The sequence below is a fragment of the Streptomyces sp. V4I2 genome, from assembly GCF_030817655.1.
In the GTDB taxonomy this organism is placed as follows: domain Bacteria; phylum Actinomycetota; class Actinomycetes; order Streptomycetales; family Streptomycetaceae; genus Streptomyces; species Streptomyces plumbiresistens.
The window spans coordinates 6575175-6600320 of sequence record NZ_JAUSZM010000003.1 but is presented as its reverse complement, the minus strand read 5'-3'; the positions used below and the strand labels follow the sequence as shown (position 1 = coordinate 6600320).

At 71.4% G+C, this 25146-nt stretch carries 24 protein-coding genes and 1 riboswitch; of the genes, 8 read left to right on the top strand and 16 right to left on the bottom strand.

Features of this window, described 5'->3' with window-relative positions:
- Positions 1-21: 21 nt before the first annotated feature.
- Positions 22-1152: an AAA family ATPase gene (locus QFZ76_RS31355; RefSeq protein ID WP_307676839.1), complete on the bottom strand. Its 1131-nt coding sequence runs from the start codon at positions 1150-1152 to the stop codon at positions 22-24.
- A gap of 145 nt (positions 1153-1297) precedes the next feature.
- Between QFZ76_RS31355 and QFZ76_RS31350 the strand changes: the two genes are divergently transcribed.
- Together QFZ76_RS31350 and QFZ76_RS31345 are read left to right on the top strand one after the other, a co-directional pair.
- Positions 1298-2653: an SWIM zinc finger family protein gene (locus QFZ76_RS31350; protein WP_307676838.1), complete on the top strand. Its 1356-nt coding sequence runs from the start codon at positions 1298-1300 to the stop codon at positions 2651-2653.
- A 247-nt stretch (positions 2654-2900) separates the two neighbouring features.
- Positions 2901-4523, top strand: coding sequence for a DUF5691 domain-containing protein (locus tag QFZ76_RS31345; RefSeq protein ID WP_307676837.1), 1623 nt, complete (start codon positions 2901-2903; stop codon positions 4521-4523).
- A 101-nt stretch (positions 4524-4624) separates the two neighbouring features.
- Here QFZ76_RS31345 and QFZ76_RS31340 read toward each other — a convergent pair whose 3' ends face one another.
- On the bottom strand, positions 4625-5041 hold the full coding sequence (locus tag QFZ76_RS31340; RefSeq protein ID WP_307676836.1) for a cobalamin B12-binding domain-containing protein: 417 nt from the start codon (positions 5039-5041) through the stop codon (positions 4625-4627).
- 479 nt (positions 5042-5520) lie between these two features.
- Here QFZ76_RS31340 and QFZ76_RS31335 point away from each other — a divergent pair, with 479 nt between their 5' ends.
- Both QFZ76_RS31335 and QFZ76_RS31330 read left to right on the top strand, forming a co-directional pair.
- Entirely contained in the window at positions 5521-6405 is an 885-nt protein-coding gene (locus QFZ76_RS31335; protein WP_307676835.1) for an alpha/beta fold hydrolase, read from the top strand.
- Positions 6406-6674: 269 nt separating this feature from the next.
- Positions 6675-8216, top strand: a complete 1542-nt coding sequence (locus tag QFZ76_RS31330; protein ID WP_307680180.1) for a M23 family metallopeptidase — start codon at positions 6675-6677, stop codon at positions 8214-8216.
- A 52-nt stretch (positions 8217-8268) separates the two neighbouring features.
- On the opposite strand, the gene pcrA is transcribed toward QFZ76_RS31330, so the two are convergent.
- A complete protein-coding gene (gene pcrA, locus QFZ76_RS31325) occupies positions 8269-10752 on the bottom strand; it encodes a DNA helicase PcrA (RefSeq protein WP_307676834.1) in 2484 nt (827 codons plus the stop codon).
- 95 nt (positions 10753-10847) lie between these two features.
- Complete coding sequence (locus QFZ76_RS31320) at positions 10848-11939, bottom strand: ScyD/ScyE family protein (RefSeq protein ID WP_307676833.1); 1092 nt, start codon at positions 11937-11939, stop codon at positions 10848-10850.
- Positions 11940-12203: 264 nt separating this feature from the next.
- Positions 12204-12374, top strand: a riboswitch (cyclic di-AMP (ydaO/yuaA leader).
- Between the two features lie 7 nt (positions 12375-12381).
- Here QFZ76_RS31320 and QFZ76_RS31315 point away from each other — a divergent pair.
- Positions 12382-13572, top strand: coding sequence for a C40 family peptidase (locus QFZ76_RS31315; protein ID WP_307676832.1), 1191 nt, complete (start codon positions 12382-12384; stop codon positions 13570-13572).
- A 35-nt stretch (positions 13573-13607) separates the two neighbouring features.
- On the opposite strand, the gene QFZ76_RS31310 is transcribed toward QFZ76_RS31315, so the two are convergent.
- Positions 13608-14207, bottom strand: coding sequence for a hypothetical protein (locus tag QFZ76_RS31310; RefSeq protein ID WP_307676831.1), 600 nt, complete (start codon positions 14205-14207; stop codon positions 13608-13610).
- A gap of 125 nt (positions 14208-14332) precedes the next feature.
- On the bottom strand, positions 14333-14686 hold the full coding sequence (locus tag QFZ76_RS31305) for a hypothetical protein (protein ID WP_307676830.1): 354 nt from the start codon (positions 14684-14686) through the stop codon (positions 14333-14335).
- Between the two features lie 526 nt (positions 14687-15212).
- Between QFZ76_RS31305 and QFZ76_RS31300 the strand changes: the two genes are divergently transcribed.
- The gene (locus QFZ76_RS31300) at positions 15213-16277 is read left to right on the top strand and encodes a C40 family peptidase (protein WP_307676829.1); all 1065 of its coding nucleotides are present in this window, start codon (positions 15213-15215) and stop codon (positions 16275-16277) included.
- Positions 16278-16302: 25 nt separating this feature from the next.
- On the opposite strand, the gene QFZ76_RS31295 is transcribed toward QFZ76_RS31300, so the two are convergent.
- From QFZ76_RS31295 to QFZ76_RS31255, 8 genes are all read right to left on the bottom strand, one after another.
- The gene (locus QFZ76_RS31295) at positions 16303-16686 is read right to left on the bottom strand and encodes a hypothetical protein (RefSeq protein WP_307676828.1); all 384 of its coding nucleotides are present in this window, start codon (positions 16684-16686) and stop codon (positions 16303-16305) included.
- Positions 16683-16967, bottom strand: coding sequence for a ribbon-helix-helix protein, CopG family (locus QFZ76_RS31290; protein ID WP_307676827.1), 285 nt, complete (start codon positions 16965-16967; stop codon positions 16683-16685). The genes QFZ76_RS31295 and QFZ76_RS31290 overlap by 4 nt, the downstream gene beginning before the upstream one ends.
- Positions 16968-17076: 109 nt before the next feature.
- On the bottom strand, positions 17077-17976 hold the full coding sequence (locus tag QFZ76_RS31285; protein ID WP_307676826.1) for a hypothetical protein: 900 nt from the start codon (positions 17974-17976) through the stop codon (positions 17077-17079).
- Positions 17977-18240: 264 nt separating this feature from the next.
- Positions 18241-18489, bottom strand: coding sequence for a DUF397 domain-containing protein (locus QFZ76_RS31280; protein ID WP_307676825.1), 249 nt, complete (start codon positions 18487-18489; stop codon positions 18241-18243).
- Positions 18486-18689 carry a Scr1 family TA system antitoxin-like transcriptional regulator gene (locus tag QFZ76_RS31275; RefSeq protein WP_307676824.1) on the bottom strand — a complete coding sequence of 68 codons (204 nt, stop codon included), beginning with the start codon at positions 18687-18689 and terminating at the stop codon, positions 18486-18488. The genes QFZ76_RS31280 and QFZ76_RS31275 overlap by 4 nt, the downstream gene beginning before the upstream one ends.
- Complete coding sequence (locus tag QFZ76_RS31270) at positions 18625-18795, bottom strand: Scr1 family TA system antitoxin-like transcriptional regulator (RefSeq protein ID WP_307680179.1); 171 nt, start codon at positions 18793-18795, stop codon at positions 18625-18627. The genes QFZ76_RS31275 and QFZ76_RS31270 overlap by 65 nt, the downstream gene beginning before the upstream one ends.
- A gap of 234 nt (positions 18796-19029) precedes the next feature.
- Positions 19030-19746 carry a response regulator transcription factor gene (locus tag QFZ76_RS31260; RefSeq protein ID WP_307676823.1) on the bottom strand — a complete coding sequence of 239 codons (717 nt, stop codon included), beginning with the start codon at positions 19744-19746 and terminating at the stop codon, positions 19030-19032.
- Positions 19743-21035 carry an ATP-binding protein gene (locus QFZ76_RS31255; protein ID WP_266434846.1) on the bottom strand — a complete coding sequence of 431 codons (1293 nt, stop codon included), beginning with the start codon at positions 21033-21035 and terminating at the stop codon, positions 19743-19745. The genes QFZ76_RS31260 and QFZ76_RS31255 overlap by 4 nt, the downstream gene beginning before the upstream one ends.
- Positions 21036-21214: 179 nt before the next feature.
- Here QFZ76_RS31255 and QFZ76_RS31250 point away from each other — a divergent pair, with 179 nt between their 5' ends.
- Both QFZ76_RS31250 and QFZ76_RS31245 read left to right on the top strand, forming a co-directional pair.
- A complete protein-coding gene (locus QFZ76_RS31250) occupies positions 21215-22693 on the top strand; it encodes a PspC domain-containing protein (protein WP_307676822.1) in 1479 nt (492 codons plus the stop codon).
- Positions 22680-22949 (top strand): hypothetical protein, encoded by a 270-nt coding sequence (locus QFZ76_RS31245; RefSeq protein ID WP_307676821.1) that lies wholly within the window; start codon positions 22680-22682, stop codon positions 22947-22949. The genes QFZ76_RS31250 and QFZ76_RS31245 overlap by 14 nt, the downstream gene beginning before the upstream one ends.
- A 123-nt stretch (positions 22950-23072) precedes the next feature.
- On the opposite strand, the gene QFZ76_RS31240 is transcribed toward QFZ76_RS31245, so the two are convergent.
- Both QFZ76_RS31240 and QFZ76_RS31235 read right to left on the bottom strand, forming a co-directional pair.
- Entirely contained in the window at positions 23073-23603 is a 531-nt protein-coding gene (locus QFZ76_RS31240; protein WP_307676820.1) for a DoxX family protein, read from the bottom strand.
- Positions 23604-23826: 223 nt separating this feature from the next.
- Positions 23827-25116, bottom strand: a complete 1290-nt coding sequence (locus QFZ76_RS31235) for a hypothetical protein (RefSeq protein WP_307676819.1) — start codon at positions 25114-25116, stop codon at positions 23827-23829.
- Positions 25117-25146 lie beyond the last annotated feature (30 nt).

The window sequence follows — 25146 nt, the reverse complement described above, 5'->3', positions numbered from 1 at the left end:
GGTGTCCTCGCCCCATGCCGCTCACGCGCTCACCTCCCGGCAGGCCCGGTAGAAGTCCTTCCAGCCGTCGCGCTCGCGGACGACCGCCTCCAGGTACTCCTGCCAGATGACCCGGTCGGCCGCGGGATCGCGGACGACGGCGCCGAGGATGCCCGCGGCGACGTCACCGGCCCGCAGCACGCCGTCGCCGAAGTGGGCGGCCAGCGCGAGGCCGTTGGTGACGACGGAGATCGCCTCGGCCGTCGAGAGGGTGCCGCTCGGCGACTTCAGCTTCGTACGGCCGTCGGCCGTGACGCCGTCGCGCAGTTCGCGGAAGACGGTCACGACGCGGCGGATCTCGTCCGTGCCGTCGGGTGCGGCGGGCAGGTCGAGGGAGCGGCCGAGCTGGTCGACGCGGCGCGAGACGATGTCGACCTCGGCCTCGACGCTCTCCGGCAGTGGCAGCACGACCGTGTTGAAGCGGCGGCGCAGGGCGCTGGACAGGTCGTTGACCCCGCGGTCGCGGTCGTTGGCGGTCGCGATCAGGTTGAAGCCGCGGACCGCCTGCACCTCCTGGCCCAGTTCCGGTATCGGCAGGGTCTTCTCCGACAGGATGGTGATGAGCGTGTCCTGCACGTCGGCCGGGATGCGGGTCAGTTCCTCGACCCGGGCCGTCATCCCCTCCGCCATGGCCCGCATGACCGGGCTGGGCACGAGGGCGTCGCGGCTGGGGCCGTGCGCGAGCAACTGCGCGTAGTTCCAGCCGTACCTGATCGCCTCCTCCGGTGTGCCGGCCGTGCCCTGGACCAGCAGCGTCGAGTCGCCGCTGACCGCCGCCGCCAGGTGCTCGGACACCCAGGTCTTGGCGGTTCCGGGCACGCCGAGCAGGAGCAGGGCACGGTCGGTGGCGAGGGTGGTGACGGCGACCTCGACGAGCCGGCGCGGGCCGACGTACTTCGGTGTGATCACCGTGCCGTCGGGCAGGGTGCCACCGAGCAGATACGTGGCGACGGCCCACGGCGACAGCTTCCAGCGGGTCGGGCGCGGCCGGTCGTCCTGTGCGGCGAGCGCGGCGAGTTCATGGGCGAAGGCGTCCTCGGCGTGCGGCCGCAACGCGACGGCAGGTGCCTCGCCAGATACTTCGACAGACATCGGTTCCACGGACACAGACATGGCTGAGGCCCCCTCCAGCTCGGCCGGTTCGGATCTGGTACCCACCGTGCACCACGGCACTGACAACGCGATCTGACCTGCGCAAACGTGCTGGCGAAGGCGCTCGCCGGACCGATTGTCAGTGGGGGGATCTACCTTCGATGTCATGACTCAGCAGGGGGTGCGCTGGAGCGCGGATCAGGTGCTGGCACTGGCGCCTGACGCCTCATCACGCAAAGCGGGAAGCAAACTCGGTGCGGCCGGGCCGTGGTCCGGGGCGGGGAGTTCCGGCGAGGGGATGGTGTGGGGGCTGTGCAAGGGCAGTGGCAGCAAGCCGTATCAGACGGTCGTCGACATCGCGGACGCGTCCGGCCCGGCGTACAAGTGCAGTTGTCCGAGCCGCAAGTTCCCGTGCAAGCACGCGCTCGGGCTGCTGCTGCTCTGGGCGGGCGAGGACGGCGTGGTGCCGCCCTCGCAGCCGCCGGACTGGGCCGGGGAGTGGATAGAGGGGAGAAGGCAGCGCGCGACGGAGAAGCGGGCGGCGGGTGCGGCCGGTTCCTCGTCGGGTTCCGCTGATCCGGAGGCGGCGCGGCGCAGGGCGGAGCGCCGGGCCGAGCGGATCACCGCGGGCGCCACGGAGTTGGAGCAGCGGCTGGCTGACCTGCTGCGCGACGGCCTCGCGGGCGCGGAGCAGGCGGGGTACGGGCTGTGGGAGGAGATGGCGGCCCGGATGGTGGACGCCCAGGCCTCCGGACTGGCCGCGCGGGTGCGGGAGTTGGGGGCGATCCCGTCGTCCGGTCCCGGCTGGCCGGTGCGGCTGCTGGAGGAGTGCGCTCTCCTCCACCTCCTCGACCAGGGCTGGCTGCGCCGGGAGCGGCTGCCGGACGGCCTGGCGGCGACGGTCCGTTCACGCATCGGCCTGCCCGCCTCGGCGGACGGCCCGCCGGTGCGGGACCGCTGGCTGGTCCTCGCGCAGTACGACACGGCGGATGCCCGTCTGACGACCCGCCGGATATGGCTGTACGGCGCCGAGTCGGCCCGTACGGCGCTGCTCCTCTCTTATGGTGCCGCCGGCCGCGCGCCCGAGCTCGCGCTGCCGGTGGGTCTGGCCCTGGATGCGGAGGTCTCCGCCTACCCGGGCGCCGGGCAGCTGCGAGCGGCCCTGGGCGAGCAGTTCACCCCGCCCGCTCCCGCGGCGACCCGGCCGCCGGGAGTGACACCGGCCCAGGCGGCCGACCGTTACGGCGAGGCCCTCAGGGACGATCCCTGGCTGGACTCGGTCCCGGTGACGCTGGACCGGGTCGTCCCGGCCCCGGACGGCGAATCCTGGCAGCTGGCGGACGCCGACGGGGACGAGGCGCTGCCGCTCACCCCCGCGGCGCGCTCCCGTCCGGGCCTGTGGCGCCTCGTCGCCCTCTCGGGCGGGGCACCCGTCAAGGTCTTCGGCGAGTGCGGCCACCGTGGCTTCACCCCGCTGACGGCCTGGCCGGAAAGGCCGGGCGAGGCGGTGTCCCTGTGCTGACCCGAAGGAACCACGACCGGCGGGCCCACGACCGACGGGACCACGACCGCCGCACGACACCCACCGTCACCGGTTGCACACTCGGCGCAACGACCTTCGCATCACCGCTCCCGGCAGACGCACACCACGCACCCGCCTCCGACAATCCACCCGTTCTCACCCGATCCAGGCATGCGGTCCGCCCCGTGGGACACCCGCATCAAGTGAGGCTTCAACCACTTCCAGGCACCGCACGGAAAGGAACCGAATGAACAGGACCTCCGCTCCTGCGGACTCGCCCGCGCCGGGCGCCTGGGAGGAACTCGTCACGGCGGCGCTGCTCGGCACGGAGCGGCGCACACCGCCGGGCTCGGCGCCGGGCCGCGAGGCGCCGGTGACGCTGCTGGACGCGGCGGCCGCGGAGACCGTGCGACGCCGGGCCGGCCTGCGGCCCGGCCGGGCGGCGCAGCGTCCTGAACCGGCGGCCCGGGACCCGCGTCCGCCCCTGCCCGCCCCGGCGGCCCGCAGGCTGGCGATGCTCCTGGCCGACCGCTCCGGTACCGGCGGCGGTGGCCGCAGAGGTACCGCACCGGACCTGATGGAGCTGCTGCCGCAGTGGCTGGCGGCGGCGGACACCCGCGGTTTCGCCGCACCCCCCGAGTTGCTACCCGCCCTCCTGGACGCGGCCCGGGGACGTACGGACCTGCGCCCGGCGGCGCTGGCCTTCGCGGGACCGCGTGCCATGTGGCTGGCCCGGCTGAACCCGGACTGGCGGTTCGCTCTGCGCGCGACACCGGGCGGAGGCATGGCACTGCCGGCCTCCGAGGACACCGACAAGATCCACCAGCTCTGGCAGGAGGGACTGTTCGCCGAGCGGGTCGCCCTCCTCTCCGCGATACGCGCCCGCGAGCCCGCCGCGGCACGCGAGCTGCTCGCGACGACCTGGGCGACGGAGCGGGCCGAGGACCGGCTGATGTTCCTCGACTCGCTGCGCACGGGCCTGGCCGCGGAGGACGAGCCGTTCCTGGAGCAGGCGCTGTCCGACCGGAGCCGCAATGTACGGGCCACGGCGGCCGAGTTGCTGTCGGCGCTGCCGGGTTCCGCGCTCGCGGCCCGGATGGCGGTGCGGGCCGGGGCCTGCGTGGCCGTCGATCACACGGGCGACGCACCGACCCTCGTGGTCGAGGCGCCGCACGAGTGCGACCCGAGCATGGAGCGCGACGGCGTCGTGGCCAAGGCTCCGGCGGGTCGGGGTGAACGGTCGTGGTGGTTCGGCCAGTTGGTGGAAGCGACGCCGCTCACCACGTGGTCGGCGCGACTGGGCGGCCGTACCCCCCGGGAGATCGTGGCGCTGCCGGTCGCGGACGACTGGCAGGCCGAGCTGCACGCGGCGTGGTGCCGGGCGGCGGTGCGGCAGCGGGACGCCGAGTGGGCACGGGCCCTGCTCGGGGCGCCCGCGGCACCCGAGGCCGGCGGCCCCGGCGCGGTGTCACTGGCCGAACGCGCCAAGCTGCTCGGCACGTTGGGCTCGGCGGAGCGGGCCGAGTGGGTGGCCGGATTCATCTCGACCCACGGTCTGACCGAGGCGTTCCAGCTGCTCGGGGTGTGCGCCGTGCCGTGGGCCGTGCCGCTGGGCCGGGCCGTGGTGGACGCGCTGAACATCGCACGGGATGCGGGGAGTTACCCATGGAGTTTCAGTGGAGTGATGGGGCTGGCGGAACGCTGCCTCGACCCCTCCGAGGCGAGCCGTCTCGACGGGCTGCTGGCGGTGCCGGACGAACCGGAGGACGCCAGTCCAGGGGCCGGTGGGTACTGGGCGGAAGCCTTCCAGCGACTGATGACCACCTTGCGGTTGCGGGCCGCGATGGCCGAGGAGCTGGGGGCGGCCTAGGGGACGGGCGACGTGAGGCCGACGGGGGTCTGGGGGCGAAGCCCCCAGAGAAGGTCACCCTGGACCACCCGCGGCGGAAACACGGCTCAGCCGCCGGAGGCCTACGCCCCTGCCGGCTGCCGCACGTTCGCCCGGACCCAGTCCACGATCGACTGCGTCGTCGCCCCCGGCGTGAAGATCTCCGCGACGCCCTTCTCCTTCAGCGGAGCGATGTCCGCCTCGGGGATGATCCCGCCGCCGAAGACCTGAATGTCCTCCGCCTCCCGCTCCTTGAGGAGCGCGATCACGGCCGCGAAGAGCGTGTTGTGCGCCCCGGACAGGATCGAGAGGCCGATCGCGTCGGCGTCCTCCTGGATCGCGGTGTCGACGATCTGCTCCGGGGTCTGGTGGAGCCCCGTGTAGATCACTTCCATTCCGGCGTCGCGCAACGCCCGCGCGATGACCTTGGCCCCACGATCGTGGCCGTCGAGCCCCGGCTTGGCCACCACCACGCGGATCGGACCGGCTGCCACACCCATCACTGCCTCCATGAAGCGACTACATCCATCCGTACCGATAAGTACCGCACCGGCCGGGAAAGTGAACGAACGTTATCGCCAGGATCCCGCAACCGGCGGTTTCGCGGTGGATACCGAGGGGGAAATCACATGGTGGGACACGTTCGGGAGCCGCGACGAGGTCGCCTCACCGTCGCGCCGCAGGCCGCGCGCCGCGGCGGTGAGGCGTTTCGGCGAGGGCACGAAGGGCACGCAGGGCAGGTAAGGCACGACAGCGGGGAGCCTCGTCGCCACACCGACAGGGAATCTCGTCAGGTCATCGGCGCAACATCAGCACCACCACCGGCAGCAGCCCCCTCGGCAACTCCGGAAACAGGCGCCGCGCACCATCCTCACCCCACGTGCCCCACTCGCGCTCCGTCGAGGACCTCCCCCGCGCCTCCCCATGAGGGCACACGGGGGACAGAGCCGTCCCCCTGCGTGCCGACAGGAGGTCGGCCATGAAGGTCACCAAGGCAGTGCTGCCCTTTCTTCCGCTCTGCCAGCGGCTCCTCCCGGACATGCTCCCGGGCAAGCTGGCGGGCCTCTCCCTGGCACTCCTGAAGGCGACCGCCCTGGAGATCGCGATCCTCGCGGGCCACCTGCTCCTCTATCCCTCCGGCATCGCCCAGGAGCGCCGGGCCGCCATGTCCCCGCTTCCGTCACCGGACGACGCCGGCACGCCCCAACTGCCCAGGGAGGCCAAGCCCCCGGTCGTCCTGCTGCACGGCTTCATAGACAACCGCTCGGTCTTCGTCCTGCTGCGCCGCAGTCTCGCCCAGCACGGCAGGCAGCAGATCGAGTCGCTCAACTACTCACCGCTGACCTGCGACATCCGCACCGCGGCGGAGCTGCTCGGCCGGCACATAGAGGAGATCTGCGAGCGCACGGGCAGCGAGCAGGTCGACATCGTCGGGCACAGCCTCGGCGGGCTGATCGGGCGGTACTACGTGCAGCGGCTCGGTGGCGACCTCCGCGTCCGGACGCTGGTGACACTCGGCACGCCGCACTCCGGCACCCGCGTGGTGCCACTGGCGAACGCGCACCCGATCGTGCGCCAGATGCGCCCCGGCTCGCAGCTGCTCGAGGAGCTGACCCGGCCCGCACCCGGCTGCCGTACGCACTTCGTCAGCTTCTGGAGCGACCTCGACCACCTGATGGACCCGCTGGAGACCGCCTGCATCGACCACCCCGACCTGACCGTGCAGAACGTCCGGGTGAGCGGCGTCGGGCATCTCGCCCTGCCCGTGCACCCCGCCGTCGCGAACGGAATACGGGATGTGCTCGACACGGCACGCACAGCGACCGAGACACAGGCGCACACCGGGGGCCTGACCGTGGCGTAAGGCGGCGGACACAGCCCGCGGACAGCCTCCCGACAAGCCGCGGACAGCCCGACCGGAGCCGGTCCCCGTCGAACACTCTTCGAACACAGGGCCAAACCCACGCCCGCCGTCCCCCGAAACACGGCCGAATGCCCGTTTCCTGCGTGCCCGAAACCAGACGAAGATTGTCGTGCCCGCATACCGCCGGGTACAGTCACCGCACTGCTCTGGCAGCCCCTGTTGTCGAGGCGAAAGAGAAGTTGGTGAACGACCGTCACCCGTCGGGGACCATGACCACCCCGGCTCTTGCTTCCGAAGCCGCCTCGGCGCCCTACGCGTCGTACGGCACTCAGGAAGCCCAGTACGGCGACTTCACCACGTACGGCACCTATGACGCCACCGGTTTCGACCCGGCGTCGGGCACCGCTTTCGACACCGGCGCCCACGCCACCGCGTCCTTCGAGGCCGACCCCCTCTTCGGCTGCATGCCCGGCGACTCCACCGGCTCGTACGACTCCTCGGCCTGGTCGACGGGCGGTCACCAGACCCTGAACTACGACGCGTACGCGGCCCAGCACCACGCCGCCTACGACACCGGCGGGTACGACACCACCGCCTGGAACACCGGCCACCAGCAGCTCTCCTCGATTCCGCCGCAGGCCACCAGCCCCGACGCCAGCGGTCAGTGGGACGCGAGCGCCTGGCTCCAGCCCGACCATTCCGGCACCCCGGCCGACCAGACCCAGCACTGGGAATGGGGCTCGCAGGCCTGCGACACGGGCGCGTACGACGCAACGCAGTGGAACTCCGACGGCGGCGCCTCCGCGACCGGCCACGAAGAGTACGAGCAGCACGCGACGGCCACCTTCGAGCAGGTCACGCACAACGAGACGCACAGCGAGAGCTACAACGAGTCGTACGACAAGCTCTACGACGAAACCGCCTCGCACGACGCCGAGTCGACCGCCACCGGCACCATGCCCGCCGCAGCCGACGCGCTTCTCCTCGACGACCAGGAAGAAGTCACCCCGGCAGCCGCGGCCGCACCGGCCGGGTCACCCGCCCCCTCCTCGCGTGCCGCCGCCCGCGGCGCCTCCCGCTCCCGCCGCCGCCCGCCCCCCAAGCGCTCCGCGCTGCTGACGGTGGCCGTGCCCTCGGCCTGTGTGATGGGCGTCGCGGGAATCGCCGCCGCGTCCGTCAGCGCCCTGGCCGACGACAGCAGCGACACCTCGACGACCGCGTCGGACGCGACGGCCGTCAAGCCGTCCGCCGCGAACAACAAGCTGGACACCCAGCTGAAGAGCCTTTCCGCCGGCGCCGACGACTTCGCCGACCGGGCCAGCCGTACGCAGGAACGTATCGACCTCAAGGCCCAGCAGCTCGCGGAGAAGAAGAAGGCGGCCGCGGAGGCCGCGCGCAAGGAGCGGCTGCGGCCCAAGTACGCGCTGCCGGTCGCCGAGCACGGGCTCAGCGCCTACTTCGGCCAGTCCGGCATCAACTGGATGTCCGTGCACACCGGCATCGACTTCCCGGTCTCCTACGGCACGACCGTGATGGCCGCGACCGACGGCACCGTGCGGACGCAGTGGAACAGCGCGTACGGCAACATGATGATCGTGACCGAGAAGGACGGCACGGAGACGTGGTACTGCCACCTCTCCAGCTACCGCGTCGCCTCCGGTACGACCGTCAAGGCCGGCGACCCGATCGCGTACTCCGGCAACTCCGGCAACTCGACCGGCCCGCACCTGCACTTCGAGGTACGGCCCGCGGGTGGCTCGGCCATCGACCCGCTGCCGTGGCTGCGCAGCCACGGGATCGACCCCACCTGACCACCCCGCCTGACCTCGGTGAGCCCCTGCCGAGCAGGGGCTCACGGCATCGTCAGAGCTTCTCCACCGGCGCGTAGCGCAACAGCAACCGCTTCGGCTTCTCATCCCCGAAGTCGATCGTCGCCTCGGCGTTGCCGCCCGTGCCCTTCACTCCCACGACCGTGCCGAGCCCGAACTGGTCGTGGGTCACCCGGTCCCCGACCGCCAGCGACACGGTCGGCTTATCCGAGGTCCGGCGCGTGGCGAAGCCGGACGCACCCGAGGCCGACGAGCGGGAGCGGGACGAGGACAGCGAGGCCGCCACCCCGGACGCCGGACCGGAGGACACGGGCGCCATCGCCCCCGTCCGCTTCCAGTCCACGTGCTGTGCCGGAATCTCCTCCAGGAACCGCGACGGCGGGTTGTACGACGGCTGCCCCCACGCACTGCGCATCGAGGACCGCGTCAGATACAGCCGTTCCCGCGCGCGCGTGATGCCGACGTACGCCAGGCGCCGCTCCTCCTCCAGCTCCTTGGCCTGGCCGAGGGCGCGCATGTGCGGGAAGACGCCGTCCTCCATGCCGGTCAGGAAGACGACCGGGAACTCGAGGCCCTTGGCGGTGTGCAGGGTCATCAGGGTGATGACCCCGGAGCCGTCCTCGTCCTCGTCGGGGATCTGGTCGGAGTCGGCGACCAGGGCCACGCGCTCCAGGAAGTCGGAGAGCGAGCCGGACGCCTCGCCCTCCCCCGTCTCCTGCTCGAACTCCAGGGCCACGGCAGCGAGTTCCTGGAGGTTCTCGATCCGGGTCTCGTCCTGCGGGTCGGTGGAAGCCTGCAACTCGGCGAGGTAGCCGGTCCGTTCGAGCACCGCCTCCAGGACGGTCGCCGGGCTCGCGCCGGACTCGGCGATGGTACGGAGGTCCTCCATCAGCGTGTTGAACCGCTTCACGGCGTTCGTGGAACGCGCGGCCATGCCGTACGCCTCGTCGACGCGCTTGAGCGCCTGCGGAAAGCTGATCTTCTCGCGCTGGGACAGGGCGTCGATCATCGCCTCGGCGCGGTCGCCGATGCCGCGCTTGGGCACGTTCAGGATCCGGCGCAGCGGTACCGAGTCCTCCGGGTTGGACAGCACCCGCAGGTAGGCCAGGACGTCCCGGACCTCCTTGCGCTCGTAGAAGCGGACGCCGCCGACGACCTTGTAGGGCAGGCCGACACGGATGAAGATCTCTTCGAAGACACGGGACTGGGCGTTCGTGCGGTAGAAGACGGCGACGTCTCCCGCCTTCGCGTCGCCCGCGTCCGTGAGTCGGTCTATCTCGTCGGCGACGAACTGCGCCTCGTCGTGCTCGGTGTCGGCGACATAGCCGGTGATGCGGGCGCCCGCGCCCGCGTTGGTCCACAGGTTCTTGGGGCGGCGGGACTCGTTGCGCTCGATGACGGCGTTGGCGACGGTGAGGATCGTCTGGGTGGAGCGGTAGTTCTGCTCCAGGAGGATCGTCGTCGCGTCCGGGTAGTCCTCCTCGAACTGGAGGATGTTGCGGATGGTCGCGCCGCGGAAGGCGTAGATCGACTGGTCGGCGTCACCCACCACGCACAGTTCGGCGGGCTGGAGGTCGTCCTCGCTGGGCGGGACGTCCACCGGGTGATCGGAGGTGCCGACGAGTTCCCGGACCAGGGCGTACTGGGCGTGGTTGGTGTCCTGGTACTCGTCGACGAGGACGTGCCGGAAGCGGCGGCGGTAGTGCTCGGCGACGTCCGGGAACGCGCGCAGCAGGTTGACCGTCGTCATGATCAGGTCGTCGAAGTCGAGGGCGTTCGCCTCGCGCAGTCGTGACTGGTACATGGCGTAGGCCTGGGCGAGGGTCTTCTCGAAGCCGTCGGTGGCCTGGGCGGCGAAGTCCTCCTCGTCGATCAGCTCGTTCTTCAGGTTGCTGATCTTCGCGCTGAAGGACTTCGGCGGGAAGCGCTTGGGGTCGAGGTCCAGGTCGCGGCAGACCAGGGCCATCAGGCGCTTGGAGTCGGCGGCGTCGTAGATCGAGAAGGACGAGGTGAAGCCGAGCTTCTTGCTCTCGCGCCGCAGGATGCGCACGCACGCGCTGTGGAAGGTCATCACCCACATCGCGTTCGCGCGCGGTCCGACGAGGTGCTCGACGCGCTCCTTCATCTCGCCCGCGGCTTTGTTGGTGAAGGTGATCGCGAGGATCTGGCCCGGATGCACGTGCCGCTCGCCGAGCAGGTGGGCGATGCGGTGGGTGAGCACGCGGGTCTTGCCGGAGCCGGCGCCGGCCACGATGAGCAGCGGGGTGCCGTGGTGCACGACCGCGGCGCGCTGGTTCTCGTTCAGCCCGTCCAGGAGCGCGGCGGGGTCCACCGCCGGGCGCGGGGCGCCGTCGCGGTAGTACGCGTCCCGCTCCGGCGGCACGTCGAACTTCCCGCCGAACAGATCGTCCGGAACGGGCTCCGGTGCGTGATCGTCGTCGGGCGGCGGGGGTTCTTCCTCGTGGGCCCGGGGGCCCTGGAGGTTCGCCAGGAAGCTGTCATCAAAGAGGCTGCTCATCGCTCTCCGAGTCTAGGACGCCCCACTGACAGCCCGCCGCCACCCCAAGAACTTCGCCCCGTTCGAAGGGTTCTCCGCATGGGCTCCGGAAGGGCTCAGAAGCCGAGGATCTTCCAGAGCTGGCCGCCCGGCGTCTTCCTGCCCTCCAGCATCGTGCCGTCGCGGTCCGCGATCGACCAGGCCGAGACGTAGACCTTGCCGTCGTACGGGTCGACGGCCACGCCCGCCGGGAACGGCACCTTCACGCTCGTACGTTTGCCGTGCGAGACCTTTGTCACCCGGCCGGCGAAGAGCTGGCTGACGTACAGGTCGCCCTTGTCGTTGACGGCGATGCCTCCGATGGAGCCGAAGCCGGACTTCCAGCCGAGGATCCTGCCGGTCCGGGGATCGACCTTCCACACCCGCGCGGTGGGCTTGGCGGCCTCGCCGTTCAGCTCGCCGACGTAGAGCGTGCCGTCGGGGCCGAGGGCGAGGGAGGTGGGGACGGACTCGTTGCCGTCGTGGTCCGGGAAGACCGTGAAGGGGCGGGCCCTGCCGCCGGGCGAGACGACGACCAGGTCGTTTCCGGCCGCGTCCGCGACGATCTTGCGGCCGTCGGGGAGGACGAGGACGGCGTACGGGTTGGACTCCAGCGACGCCTTGTGCGGGTTGTGCCGGAACTCGACGGCCGAGATGTCCGCGGCGATCCTCGCCTTGCCGTGCTCGAGGTCCAGCAGCTTGCCGAGGGTGTTCCAGGGCGGGGCCGTCGGAACTCCGGCCTCCGGCGGGGCGTACGTCTCGACGCCCCAGACCTTGCCGTGCAGGGCGGAGACACCGTCGAGGCCGGTCGCGAAGCCGCCGTCCGGGGCGGCGCCCGAGGGCAGCCCCTTCACCACCCTGTGGTGCTTCCACGCGCCCCCGTCCCAGTAGACCTTGGTGAGCGCGGAGGTGAGGCCGACGCAGGTCTCGCCCTCGGGCCCCTCCCCGATGCACTTCTTGCCGCCCCGGCCGGCCTCGGCGACGTACAGCCGGCCGTGGTCGTAGGAGAGCTGGCGCGGGTTGTCGAGGCCGGTCGCGATCACCCGGACGACCGGTTTGCCGCCCGCCTGACCTCCCTGGCCCGCACTGGCGGGCGCGACGCCCGCGGTGGCGGCGAGTGCGACTCCTGTCGCGAGTCCCGTGGCGACGAGTGTCCTGCGTTTCGTCATGGCCGTGCCCCTCTTCCCCAGCCACGGCACCGGACCGCGGCTGGGTGGAAGCTAGCGCCCCGAAGCGGGCGGACGTCATCAGTCCGGCGAAAATAGGCACAAGTCGTGGCAGATCACTCCGGATTGACCACTGGACGCGACGCCCTGACCAGAGGTCACGAAAATGTATCGGGCATATCGAACATCAACCTTCACAGGGGCCACACCAGTTGGCTACCGTGCCGGACAGGCCGTACGACACCCACCGGCGAACGTCGCCGGGCCGCACGGCCTCCGCCGAGTCCGACGCGCCGCCGTGCGCCCGGAGCCGGGGACCCACCGACCTTGGGGTGAATCGGCCCGAACTCCCTTTCAGGGAAGGGCCGTAGGGCAAACCTTCCTAACCACCCGCCCGAACCCGACAGCTAACTCGGTAGGCGGAACGTGGAAGGAGTCGCCTCCCTTGGCGTCGCACCGCAAGTCGCGCCCTTCGGGCACGCGCGTAGCAGGCATACGGACCCCGGCCCTTGCCACGGCCGCCCTCACCTCCGTGGCCCTGCTGTCCCAGACGGCCAACGCCGCCCCGTCGGCCGACGACAAACCGAGCCTCGAAGAGGTCGAGAAGAAGGTCGACGACCTGTACCGGCAGGCGGAGTCGGCGACCGACAAGTACAACGCGGCCCAGGAGAAGACCGCGAAGCAGCGCAAGCGCGTCGACACCCTCCTCGACGACGTCGCGCAGCGCACCCAGAGCCTCAATGAGGCGCGGGAGGAACTCGGTACCTTCGCCGCCGCCCAGTACCGGACCGGCGCCTCCGCCCCCGACACGGCGACCTTCCTGCTCGCGGACTCCCCGCAGGACTACTTCGACCAGAACCAGCTGATGGGCCGGCTGACCAACCGCCAGAAGGGCGCGGTCGACGACTACGTCACCGAGCAGTCCGCGACGATGAAGAAGCGCCAGGAGGCCACCGAGAGCCTTCAGACGCTCACCAAGTCACAGGGCGAGCTCAAGACCGCCAAGGCCACGGTGCAGACGAAGCTCGCCGACGCCCGCGCGCTGCTGTCGCAGCTGACGGCCGAGGAGAAGGCCCGGCTCGCGGCGATCGAGCGGAAGAAGCAGCAGGAGGCCGCGGCCAAGGCGGCCGAGCTGGCGCGGCAGCAGGCGGCGGAGCAGAAGGCCCGGGAGGAGGCGGCGGCTCAGCAGGAGACGAGCAGCGGCTCGTCGAGCTCTTCCTCCTCCACCGACTCGTCCACCGCCACCGACTCGTCCACCGCCACGGACGCCTCGTACGCCACCAAGGCCGAGAAGGCGCTCGCCTTCGCCCGCGCCCAGATCGGCAAGCCGTACGTCTGGGGCGCCACCGGCCCCGAGTCCTACGACTGCTCCGGCCTCACCCAGGCCGCCTGGAAGGCCGCCGGCGTCGACATCCCGCGCGTCACCTACGACCAGGTCAAGGCCGGCACCACGGTCTCCGTCTCCGCCGCCCAGCCCGGTGACCTGGTCTTCTTCTACGACGACATCAGCCACGTCGGCCTCTACATCGGCAACGGCATGATGATCCACGCCCCGAAGCCGGGGGCGTACGTCCGCGAGGAGTCCATTTTCTACGACGGCGAGTCGTCGATCCACAGCGTGGTGCGGCCGGCCTGACCGGACGCCGCCCCGGACGCGGGCGCGGGCCCTGGTCAGTGACCTCCCCGGTTCTCGACGCAGGGCCCCGCTCCCGGCTGGGGCTCGGCGTAGACGCCGTGCACCTCGCCGGTCAGCTCGTCCTTCGTCACCCGCCCGGACACGCACACGACGCCCGTGTAGACGGCGTAGTACCCGTTCCCGACAAAGACGCCATGCTCCTCGCCGCAGCCGACCCGCCGCAGTGCCGCCGCCACGCGCTGGTCACTGAAGCGGCCGAACTCCCCGGAGCCGCCTTCCTTCCGGACCTTCGCCAGCTCCGTGAGGATGAGCTCGGCCGACGCCTGCCCACTGGCCTGCTGCTCCGCGCTCAGGGACGCCTGCATGCGGTAGGCGTGGTTGTCGGCGTAGTTGGGGGGCGCGTCGACGGGCCCGTCCGGCCGGCCTCCGTCCGGGCTCGACGTGCTCGACGTGCTCGGAACGGGTGAGGAAGGGAGCGCGGCGGGTGTCTCGGTCGACTGCGCGCACTTCGGCGGAGGCGGGTAGGAAGGCGTCGGGCTGCCCGACTGCGCGGAGCCGGCCTCATCGGCTGCCCCGCCCTTTTGGCTGCCGCACGCGGTCATGGTGATCGCCATGAGGGAAGCGGCTGCGGCCATGGCGGCTGATCGTCTGAAGGGCATGGGCAGAGTTTCCCCGCTCGGAGCGCGGGTCGTCATGAGCGGAACTACTCAGGCCGTCGCCGCGAAGGCCGTGACCTCGGCCCGGGCCGGCCTCTGGTCCCTCAGGTCCACAGCACCGCGATGAAGATGTTCGCCGTGGTCAGCGCGCCGACCAGCCCGAACAGCCGCTTGTCCACCGTCTCCTCGTCCCGCTGGACGTAGACGAGCCCCAGGATCACGATCAGCAGGGCCAGCTTCACGCCGATCTTGATGTTGTTGACGGACTGGTCGTCGGCCTGGTTGAGGCCGACCAGGATGACGCCGGTGACCAGCATCGTCAGCGCGCCGTGCAGCATCGCCGGGACGAAGCGGGCGGTGCCCTGGCCCATCGCCTTCATCTGGGTGAGGAAGCCGCCGAGCAGCGAGGCGATGCCGATGATGTGCAGGCCGACGAAGAGATGGATGAGTACGTCCATGAGGCCGGAGCCTAATCAGACCCCCGGGCACCCTCCGACACCGCCCCGTCCCAACCGCCCCTCCCGACCTCTCCCGACCTCTCCCGACCCCGACGCCTGCCTCGCCTCCCCCACCTCGCCTCGCCGCGGCAGATCTTGCATATATGCGACCCATAGCACCCGACCGCCCTCACTGGGCCGGATTCGGCACATCGGTCATCGCTCTGCGTGAAGTCGACGGGGCCGACCGCGGATCACGGTCACATACGGTCACCCGGTGGTCAGCTCGGAGAACTTCCGCACATCGCGTTACCCCCCGTCACGGTCAGGCTTAGCGTCCTCCCTCAGGTGACCGGCTCCCCACCGCCGCCCGGACCAGGGGCGGCAGTCGGCCACCACCGCCGAGAAGGTCCGGCGGCGGTCCGCTCCCCCTGTGCGGGTCGTCGCCGGACGCGTGACCGCCCCCGGGTGGCCGTACGTCCGCTCCGCTTGGCGTTCGTACGGACAGGGCGGTCGTACGAGTCGTACGAAAGGACGTGCAGTCCACGTGGCAGCGCACCGCAAGCCCCGGCAACGCTCGGTCAGCGGCACCAAGGCCCGGACGGCGGCGACGATCGCCCTCGCGGGCGCGGCGACCGCGACCGGCTTCGACGGGACCGGACACGCCGAGCCTCAGCTCACGCCGGCGCAGGTCAAGGCGAAGGTGGACAAGCTGTACCAGGAGGCGGAGGTCGCCACCGAGAAGTACAACGGCGCGAAGGAGAAGGCGGAGGCCGCCGAGTCGCGGCTGTCCAACCTGCGGGACGAGGCGGCACGCAGGACGGAAACCCTCAACTCGGCCCGGGACGCGCTGGGTTCCATGGCCGCCGCCCAGTACCGCGACGGCGGCCTCGACCCCGCCCTGCAACTCGTCCTCTCCGACGACCCCGACCAGTACCTGGACGGCGCCGAGTTCGCCGAACGGGCCGGCAGCCGCCAGGCCTCGTCCGTGGCCCGCGTCCGCGAACAGCTCCGGGAGATCGAGCAGCTGCGCGGCGCCGCACACATCGAGCTCGCCTCTTTGCAGTCCCGCCAGGCGGAGCTCAAACGCCACAAGAAGACGATCAACGGCAAGCTGGGCGCGGCCCGACAGCTGCTGTCCCAGCTGCCCACGGAGCAGCGCGCAGGGCTCGGCGAGGGGAACGCGGCCCGCGCCTCCCGCTCGTCGACGACCGCCCGGGACGGCCTGACGGCCCCCGGCTCAGCCACCGCTCAGGCCCCGAACTCCCGCGCCGCGGCCGCCGTCTCGTACGCCTACTCCAAGCTCGGCAGCCCTTACGTCTGGGGCGCGACCGGCCCGGACGCCTTCGACTGCTCGGGCCTCATGCAAGCCGCGTACCGCTCCGCCGGCATCTCCCTCCCCCGCACCACCTACGCCCAGATCGACACCGGCACTCGCGTCTCCCGCTCCGAACTGCTCCCCGGCGACCTGGTGTTCTTCTACTCCGCCATCAGCCACGTCGGCATGTACATCGGCAACGGCCAGATGGTCCACGCGCCCAACCCGTCGGCGCCGGTGCGGGTCGCTCCGATCAGCGAGATGCCGTTCGCGGGGGCTACTCGGGTGGTGTGAGGGGGCGGCCGGCCGGAAGGCTGTCTCACTCTCGCGTCACGGGCAACACCGGGACCCCGAGCCCGTGATACTCCTCGGGTTCCGTCGTGGCCACCTCCCAACCGGTCGTCATGCTCACCACCGCGGCATGCAGAGCCGTCCACCCCTGGCCGGGGAAGAACGTCGCGCCGATCCGCCCCATGGTGTCGGCGACGAGCCGGTCGACCGACGCCACCTCCACCGCGGGAAGTTGGGCAAGGTGGACCGAGATGCCCGGGCGACTCCTCGTCGCCTCGGCCAGGCAGAGTGCCGGAACGGTCACCGAGTACAGCGGATCCTCGTGTGCCGCCACGATGAACCCGGACAGCACGCGATGCCCTCGCCCCAGGGCAAGCAGGCCATGGTGATCGAGGACGACCCCGTCGCTCACGCGGCGGCGCCCTTGCGGCGAGCGTTGGTACGAGCCTTGTTCGCGGCCAGCATGCCGCGCGCTTCGACGAGTTCCTCGTCCGTCAACGCCTGCCCGCGCAGCAGGTTCTCCTCGATGTACTCCCGGGCCTGCTCGGCTCGCTGTCGGCGCTCGACGCGGCTTCGCATGGTCTCGTTGACCAGCGCCGAGAGCGACGGGGCCTCGCCCGTTTCGACGAGCCGCTGCAACTCTTCGAGCACATCGGGATCGAGGGTCACTGAGATGGGCTTCTTGACCGCCATGATATGAGGGTATCGCATACGCATATGAGGCTCTCCTATCGCAGTACGCCACAGACATGCACTGGGCGGCGAAGGGGCGCCGCCTCTGAGTTGTGAGACGTCGACGTCTTCAGGCGCGCTGTGGTGCACGCATGGCGGCACGCACCTGTGCCGCCCTGGCACGCACCGCCCCGGCCTGCATTCCGGTCGGCTCCCGGCCCGCGCCCCCCTCCCGGCCGTCGCACGCCCGGCAGAGGCCGCCGGGCAGGGCTTCCGGACGACCGGGTACACCGCAGTCGGTGCACTCCATCAGGGTGCGAGACCCACGGCTCGGCAGAGCGACAGCGGGCAGCTCGGGCGGCATCTTGTCGACGAGCCTGCGCCTGACGAACGCCCGAGGCGAGTGCACCTGTTCCGGCAGCCCGGCGACGAGGATCCGGGACAGCTGGTCGGAAGTCACACCCCGGGCCAGCCAGTCGGCGGCCAGCGACTCAAGGGAGGCGCAGTCGGCGGAGGACAGCGCCAAGCGCGGGTCCTGGAGACCGAGTTGGGCGAGGACGACGTAGGCGGTGGAGGGCCGGGCGTCCGCGACGGGCGGCGACGGTACGGCCTTGGGTACGTCCACAGGTGCCGCTTCGGCAGGCGACTCGTACGTCACGTCACCTTCGAGGAAGCAGGCCCACCATTCGTCGTCACGTGCGGTACGGGACCAGTAGGTGAGGAAGACCCACCGCGTGCCGGTCTCGCCCTCGGCAGGCGGGATACGACGCCGTACGCGCCGCAGGTGCCCGGCCCGGCCGAGTTCGTTGAGCCCCGAGCGGACGGCCTGCTGACCGTAGAGGGGCTGCGCCTTGGCGATGGTCTTGGCGTCCATGGCCGCGTGTTCGCAGAGCTGGTCGAGGAAGCTCGCGAGGTACGCCTCGCGGGGTGGGAGATGCTTGAAGTCGCCGGGGCGGGGCGGCAGCTGGTCCGGGGCGGAGCGTTTGCCGTAGCCGGGCTTGGCCATGGGATGGGCTGCGGGCGCGAGCACGGCAGCGTTAGAGTTTTCGTAAGCCACAGGATCGCCTCTGGATCTTGGGGTGAGACCCCGGCGGGTGTTGGTAGCACCCGACCGGGGTTGTTTGTTCTCGCGAACGCTAGAGGGTCGCGACGGTGTGTCGCAAGCCGATCACGAAAAGTCATGTGCGCAGGTGTGCGCGGCAGTTGGCACACGGGGAGGGCGGGAGGGTGGGTTCAGTCTTCCCGCCCATTCCTTGAAAACGGGGCTCGGATCTCGGCCCCCGAAGCCCGGGGCTCAAGCCTCGCGGGATGCGTACGCGACGAAGGCGGCCCAGGCGTCGGCGGGGACGTCGAAGCGAGCGCTTCGAGCTCCGAGCTTCGAGTCACGGACGTGGATGGTGTGGGGGCAGGCGGCGACTTCGAGGCAGGCGCCGCCTTGATCGTCGCTGTGGCTGGACTTGCGCCAGGCGTAGGCGACTTCGAGGCATTCACCGCCCTGGGAGTCGCTGTAACTGGACTTGAACCATGCCAGCGGTTCGCTCATAGCTCTTCCGCCACCTTCCTGATGAATGCGGCCGACTCCTCAACTCCGAGAGCGTGCATGCGGATCATGCCATGCACCTGCGCCAGGTCACTGACCTTGTCGGCGTCGGCATGGAGAACACTCGTCTCCGGACCCTCAACATAGGCGAAGCGTTCGTGGTCGACGGCCTCCAGCAGGACGAACGGCCCGTCGAGCGCCAACCCGCATGCACCTCCCGAACGGCAGCACCTGGATGGAGACGTTCCGCAGCGCACCGACGTCCGGCAGCTTGAGCAATTGCTGCCGCATGACTTCCCGCCCTCCCACCTCTGTGCGCAGCGCAGCCTCGTGAATCACAAAGCCGTACACCGTCTTGGTACGACGAGTCGGTGACGGACGCGAACGACACGCTGCCGACGCCCCGGGAAGCGTCCCTGGACGAGGAGTCCGGCCGGGGCCTCGCGCTGGTGACCGCGCTCGCGGCCATCTGGGGTGCGGAACCCCGGCCCCACGGGATCGGAAAGACGGTCTGGTTCGAGCTCCCGGTTCAGGGGCCGCCGCCTAAACCAGCCTCCGCGCCGTCGCCCACCGAGTCAGCTCATGCCGGTTCGACAGCTGGAGCTTCCTCAGCACCGCCGAGACATGGGATTCCACTGTCTTCACCGAGATGAAGAGCTGCTTGGCGATCTCCTTGTACGCGTACCCGCGTGCAATCAGCCGCAGCACCTCGCGCTCCCGCTGGGTGAGGCGGTCCAGGTCCTCGTCGACCGGGGGCGCGTCCGTCGACGCGAAGGCGTCCAGGACGAAACCGGCGAGTCTCGGGGAGAAGACCGCGTCGCCCTCCTGGACTCGGAAGATGGAGTTGATCAGGTCGGCGCCTGTGATCGTCTTCGTGACGTAGCCTCGCGCGCCGCCGCGGATCACGCCGATCACGTCCTCCGCCGCGTCCGACACGGACAGCGCGAGGAAGCGGACGGGCTGCTCGGCGTCGGACATCAACGGGGCGCAGCGGCGCAGGACTTCGACGCCGCCGCCGCCCGGGAGGTGGACGTCGAGGAGGACCACCTCGGGCCGGGTCGCGGTGATGACGGTGACCGCCTGGTCGACGTCCGCGGCCTCGCCGACGACCTCCACGCCGGTCTGCTCGGTCTGGCCGATCTCGGCCTGGACGCCCGTACGGAACATGCGGTGGTCGTCGACGAGGACCACGCGTACGTGGCGCCCGCCCTCACCACCGGAAGTCTCCGCCGTGCCGGTTCCCTCGGTCGGGTCGCTCATGACGTCTTCTCCGCCCTCTCCATCTCCAGCTCGACCTCCGTGCCGCCGTCCGGCACCGCGCGCAGTCGCGCCGTGCCGCCGTTGCGCTCCATGCGGCCGATGATCGATTCTCTGACGCCCATGCGGTCGGCGGGTATCGAGTCGAGGTCGAAGCCGGGGCCGCGGTCCCGGACGGACACGAAGACCGTCTTTCCCTCGACTTCGGCGAAGACCTGGACTGCGCCGCCCTCGCCACCGTACTTGGCGGCGTTCACCATCGCTTCGCGTGCGGCCTGCATCTGTGGCCCGATTCTCTCGTCGAGGGGGCAGTCGCCGACGACGACCACCTCTATGGGGACGCCGTGTTTGTCCTCGACCTCGGCGGCGTTGCGCCGCACCGCGTCGGCGAGGGTGGTGGGCTCGTCGGCCTCGTCCTTGCCGGTGCCCTCGGGCTTGTACAGCCAGGTGCGCAGGTCGCGCTCCTGGGCGCGGGCGAGGCGGCGCACCTCGGCCGCGCTCTCCGCGTTGCGCTGGATCAGGGTGAGGGTGTGCAGCACCGAGTCGTGGACATGGGCGGCGACTTCGGCGCGCTCCTGGGCACGGATGCGCATCAGGCGCTCCTCGGAGAGGTCCTGGGTCATGCGCACGAGGTAGGGACCGGCCAGGAGCGTTATGCCGACGAGGACCGCGAGGGCCGCCTGCAGGACCGAGCCGAGGTGGGCGGCGGAGCCCTGGAGGACGAAGATGCCGGAGACACCGGCGGTGACCAGCAGGACGCCGGCCACGGCACGCAGCAGGGTAAGTGTGCGCCGGCGGCGGCCGGCCTCGACCCAGCGGGCCCGGCGGGCGTTGTCCGCCTGGCGCCAGACGAGGGCGACGCCCGCGCCGACGAGGACGACCGGCCAGAGGTAGGCCTTGGCGCCGTTGCCGAGGTTCACATTGCCGACGAAGACCATGGCCACGACGACCATGAGGAGCAGGGCCACGATCTGGCCCTTGTCCGGCCGGCGCGTGACGAGTCTGCGGCGGCCGTCCGCCGAGGTCTCGGTGGCGACGAGGGACGGGGGCTTCTGGCCGCCGACGCCGCCGACGCCGAGCGGAACGAAGAACCAGAACGCGGCGTACAGCAGGGCGCCGAGGCCGTCCGCCAGGAACAGGCCGACGAACATGAGCCGCACCCAGATCACGGGCAGGCCGAGATGTCCGGCGAGCCCCCGCGCCACGCCACCGAGCCAGCGTCCGTCACTGCTGCGGTAGAGCTTGCGCGGCGGCCGCGGTTCGACGAGTGGCGCTGCTGCGGCTTCCGGCATGCCATCGATGTTCACACGGCGGCACGGCGCGGGCATCAGGGTTGTCCCCCAAGACTCCCCTGATCTTCGACGGGCGGGTCCGTCGAACGCTTCCCCGGCGCCGGCTCAGGGCAGATATCAGGGTCCGGCCAGGGTCGTTCCGACTGCCGCGGCGGCGGCGCGGCAGTCACCATGGAGCCATGACAGATCACGACCACGCCGCGACGGGTCCGGGACCCGGCTCCGGCCCGCGCCCCCGACCGGGCGCCGGGCCGCAGGATGCCGTGCCCGCCGCGGGGGCGGAGCCGCACGCGGGCGCCCAGGCCGGCCCGGGCGCGGCCTCGCGCGCGCATGTGCGGGCGGGCGCGGAGGGAGAAGGAGAGGCGGCCGCGGCGGAGGCGGGCGCGGCCGAGCTGCCCCACAAGTACCGGCGCGACCGGCAGTACAAGATGCTCGCCGGGGTGTGTGCCGGGCTGGGGCGGCAGTGCGACATGGATCCGGTGATCTTCCGGATCACCCTCGCGGTGCTGTCCGCGACCGGCGGCATAGGCCTCATCTTCTACGGCTTCGCGTGGCTCTTCGTCCCGTATGCCGACGAGGACGAGAACGAGGTGCGCAAGCTGCTGACGGGCCGCGTGGACGGCCAGGCGCTGACGGCCGTGCTGTTCGCGCTGGTCGGCTGCGGGGTGTTCCTGACGCTGCTGAACAACGGCGGGGTGCTGGCCTTCGCCGTCGTCCTCTCCCTGCTCCTCGCGGGCGCCGGGTACTGGTCGCGGCACCGCGGCGCCCCCGACACCGACCCACTGGCCGCCCAGGCCGTCGCCGACGCCCCGCCGGAGGCCCAGGCACCGCCGGTCCCCATCGCCTACCCGTCCTGGTGGCGCGACCCCATCGTCAAGGACGGCACACATGTGGGCGGCACCGGTTATCTCTGGGGCCCGGAGGACTCCCGGGTCCGGGACATCTCGGCGGCGGTCAACATCGGCCTGGGCGCCTCCTGGCGCGGCCGCGAGAGCATACGCACGCCGTACACCCCGCCGCCCAAGCCACGCGGCCCCCGCTGGATCGGCGGGTGGGTGTTCCTGCTCGCTCTGCTCGCGGGCGGTCTCGGCACCCGCCTGACGTGGGAGGAGCGCACCCTCGGCACCAGCCTGCAGACCGGGCTGGCCTGCGCGCTCATCGTCCTCGGCTTTGGGATAACGGTCAGCGCGTTCCTGGGACGCACGGGCGCGGGGTCGATCTTCCTGGCGATCGTCACGGCGGGGCTGCTCGCCGGGTCGGCGGCCCTGCCTGCGGACATCAACACCCACTGGGAGCGCAGGGACTGGCGGCCCGCCACGGTGGCGGGCGTCCAGCAGAACTACAACGTCGGCACCGGCGTCGGCACCCTGGACCTGAGCCGGCTGGACCTGAAGAAGGGGCAGACGGTGGCCACCGAGGCGGACGTGGGCATGGGCCGGCTGCTGATCATCGTGCCCGCGGACGTGACCGTGAAGCTGAGCATCGACGTGGGGGTGGGCGACATCCAGTTGCCGGGCGACGACGAGAAGGACGTGGACGTGGCACCGGGCAAGCACAAGGTACTGACCCTGGCACCGACGACCGGAGGCACCGGCACGCTGGACCTCGATCTCAGGGTCGGCATCGGACAGGCGGAGGTGAGCCGTGCTGCGTCATGAGTTCCAGCCGGGGAAGCTGGTCGCCGGGTCCTTCCTGATCCTCGCGGGCGTCATCTACGCCGGTGACGCGGGCGACGCCTGGGAGACCCCGTGGTTCGTGGTCATCCCGGTCGTCGTCGGCGGCCTCTGTCTGGCGGGTGCGGTCGGGGCCCTGACCCGGGCCATACGCAGACGCCGCGCGGTGGGCCGTACGAAGCCCGCCGGGCCGCAACCGGTGGAACGGGTGGAACGGGTGGAACGGGTGGAACCGAGCTGACGGGGGCCGCGCGGCAAGCGCCCCGCCCGCGTCCCCGCCCCGCCCCGCCCCGCCCGTCAGCAACAGCGCCCCGCGCCTGCCGGGGCTACCGGTACCTCACGACCCCACGCGCCGTACGGGGGGCTACCGGTAGTCCCCGAACCGCCGTCGTCGCCGTGCCCGTAGGGCCGCGTCCAGGGAGTAGACGGGGGCGCCGGCGAGGACGAGGGGGATCCAGGCCATGAGGTAGGCGAGGTCGTTGCCGTAGTAGTACGGGTCGCTGGCCCAGCTCACCGTGAGCCACAGGCTGAGCGAGATCAGTGCGCCGCCGACCGCGGCCAGCCGGGCGAGGAGCCCGATGAGGATGCCGATACCGACGGCGAGTTCACCGAAGGCGATGGCGTAGCCGAAGCCCACGGGGTTCTTCAGGGACAGGTCGACCAGTTCCGGGATGGCCGAGGAGTCGCGCACGGTGCGCATCAGGTCGCCGACCGAGCCGGAGCCGGAGTCCCTCATGAAGGCGCTGTCGGTGAGTTTGTCCAGGCCGGCGTAGATGAAGGTGACGCCGAGGAAGACGCGGAGCGGAATGAGTGCGTAGCGGGTGGCGGTGTCGCGCCAGTCCGGGCCGCCGTTCGCATAAGGGGAGTGCATGTCCGTACGAATGCCGTGAGTCATAGCTGCTAGCCGCCTCTCGCCCGCCGTGCCTGACCCCTCAGGTGACGATACGTACGACAGGGAGGCCCCGCTCAATCCCGACGCGACCGGTTGCGTCCCTGTCGCGACCAGTTTCTCCGACTTGACCGGCTTCGGCCATGCCCACGACACCGCCATGCTCGCGACACCGACACCGACACCGACACCGACACCGAAAGGACCACGGATGGCACACCCGCACGGATCAGTCCGTGACGTCGATCGCGTACCGGTTCGTCTCGACGCCCGCCGCCGTCACCACCTGCACCTCCACCCGGCCCGGCTCCACATCGGCCGGGACCGGCACGGTCAGTACGGCATCCGTGGGGTTGCTGAAGCCGCCGGTCACCGGGACCAGGGGGACGTGCACGTTGACCGGGCCGATGCGTACGACCATCCGGGACAGCCGGTCCGCGCCCTGCGCCCCCGGCGGCACGAAGCCGGCGCCCCGGATCTCGATGTCGTCGCCGGTGCGGATCGGCCCGTCCAGGTCGCCGGCCTCCCGGGCGCGCACGACGGAGAGGATCACCGGCCGCCCGCCCTCGGCGTACTTCCCGGCGACGTAGGTCGCGGCGGACACGAGGACCAGCACCGCGAGACCCCAGGGCAGGTCCGGCAGCTGGTCGGGGCGCCGGGCCAGCCGTACGGCGGCGAACAGGAGGGCGACGGTGCTGATGACGACGTACTGGGTGTCGGCGAAGGTGCCCCGACCCGCGTCGTCCGTGAGCAGGTCGGCCGCCCTCGGCCGGTCGGCCCGTACCTTCTGCAGCCGCTGGCCCAGCACCCGCAGCCCGACCACGCGCCGTACCAGGACGGCGATCCCGCACACCACGGCGAGGACGGTCACCACGCCCGCCGCCCGGGCGAGTTCGAACCCGGAGAGCAGCGCGTCGCGCTCCGTCTGCTCGGACGCCGCCGCGAGGCGGCCCACGAGCACGAGCACGGCGTAGGCGACGAACAGCACCCAGCCGACCGCGACCGCCCGGGAGGTGGACAGGCGGTTGTCCTCGCCGATCAGCGGCGCCAGCGCGCCGCCGCGTGCCCGGTGGAACCACGAGGCCGCCGTCAGCGCGCCGGCCACGACCAGGGCGGCGAGCAGTCCTGCGGTGCGGGCGGAGGTCCAGCCCGCGCCGATGGCCGTGAGCGACTGCACGAGGAGGAGCAGGACGACCAGCGCCCACACCACCACCGCCGTACGGCGCCACAGTCGCGCCAGCCAGGCCTCGCCCTCGGCCCGGCCGCGTTCGGCGACGAGGTCCGCGGACTGGGTCAGTTCCTCCGAGACCCACTGGCGGGAGGCGGAGGCCGAGTGGGCCACCGCCGCCGGCAGCCCCTGCCCGGCCGCGAACTCGTCCCGCTTCAGCAGGAATTCGGCGACCGCCCTACGGTGTCCCGCCCGCGCCCCGTGGGGACAGTCTCCGCAGGTGCAGCCACCTCCGTGGGTGCTCCCGTGCGCGCCCGAGTCCGCGCCCTGTCTCGCCTCCTGCACCGCCACGCCCGACGCCCGCCTTCCCCGCTTTTTTGT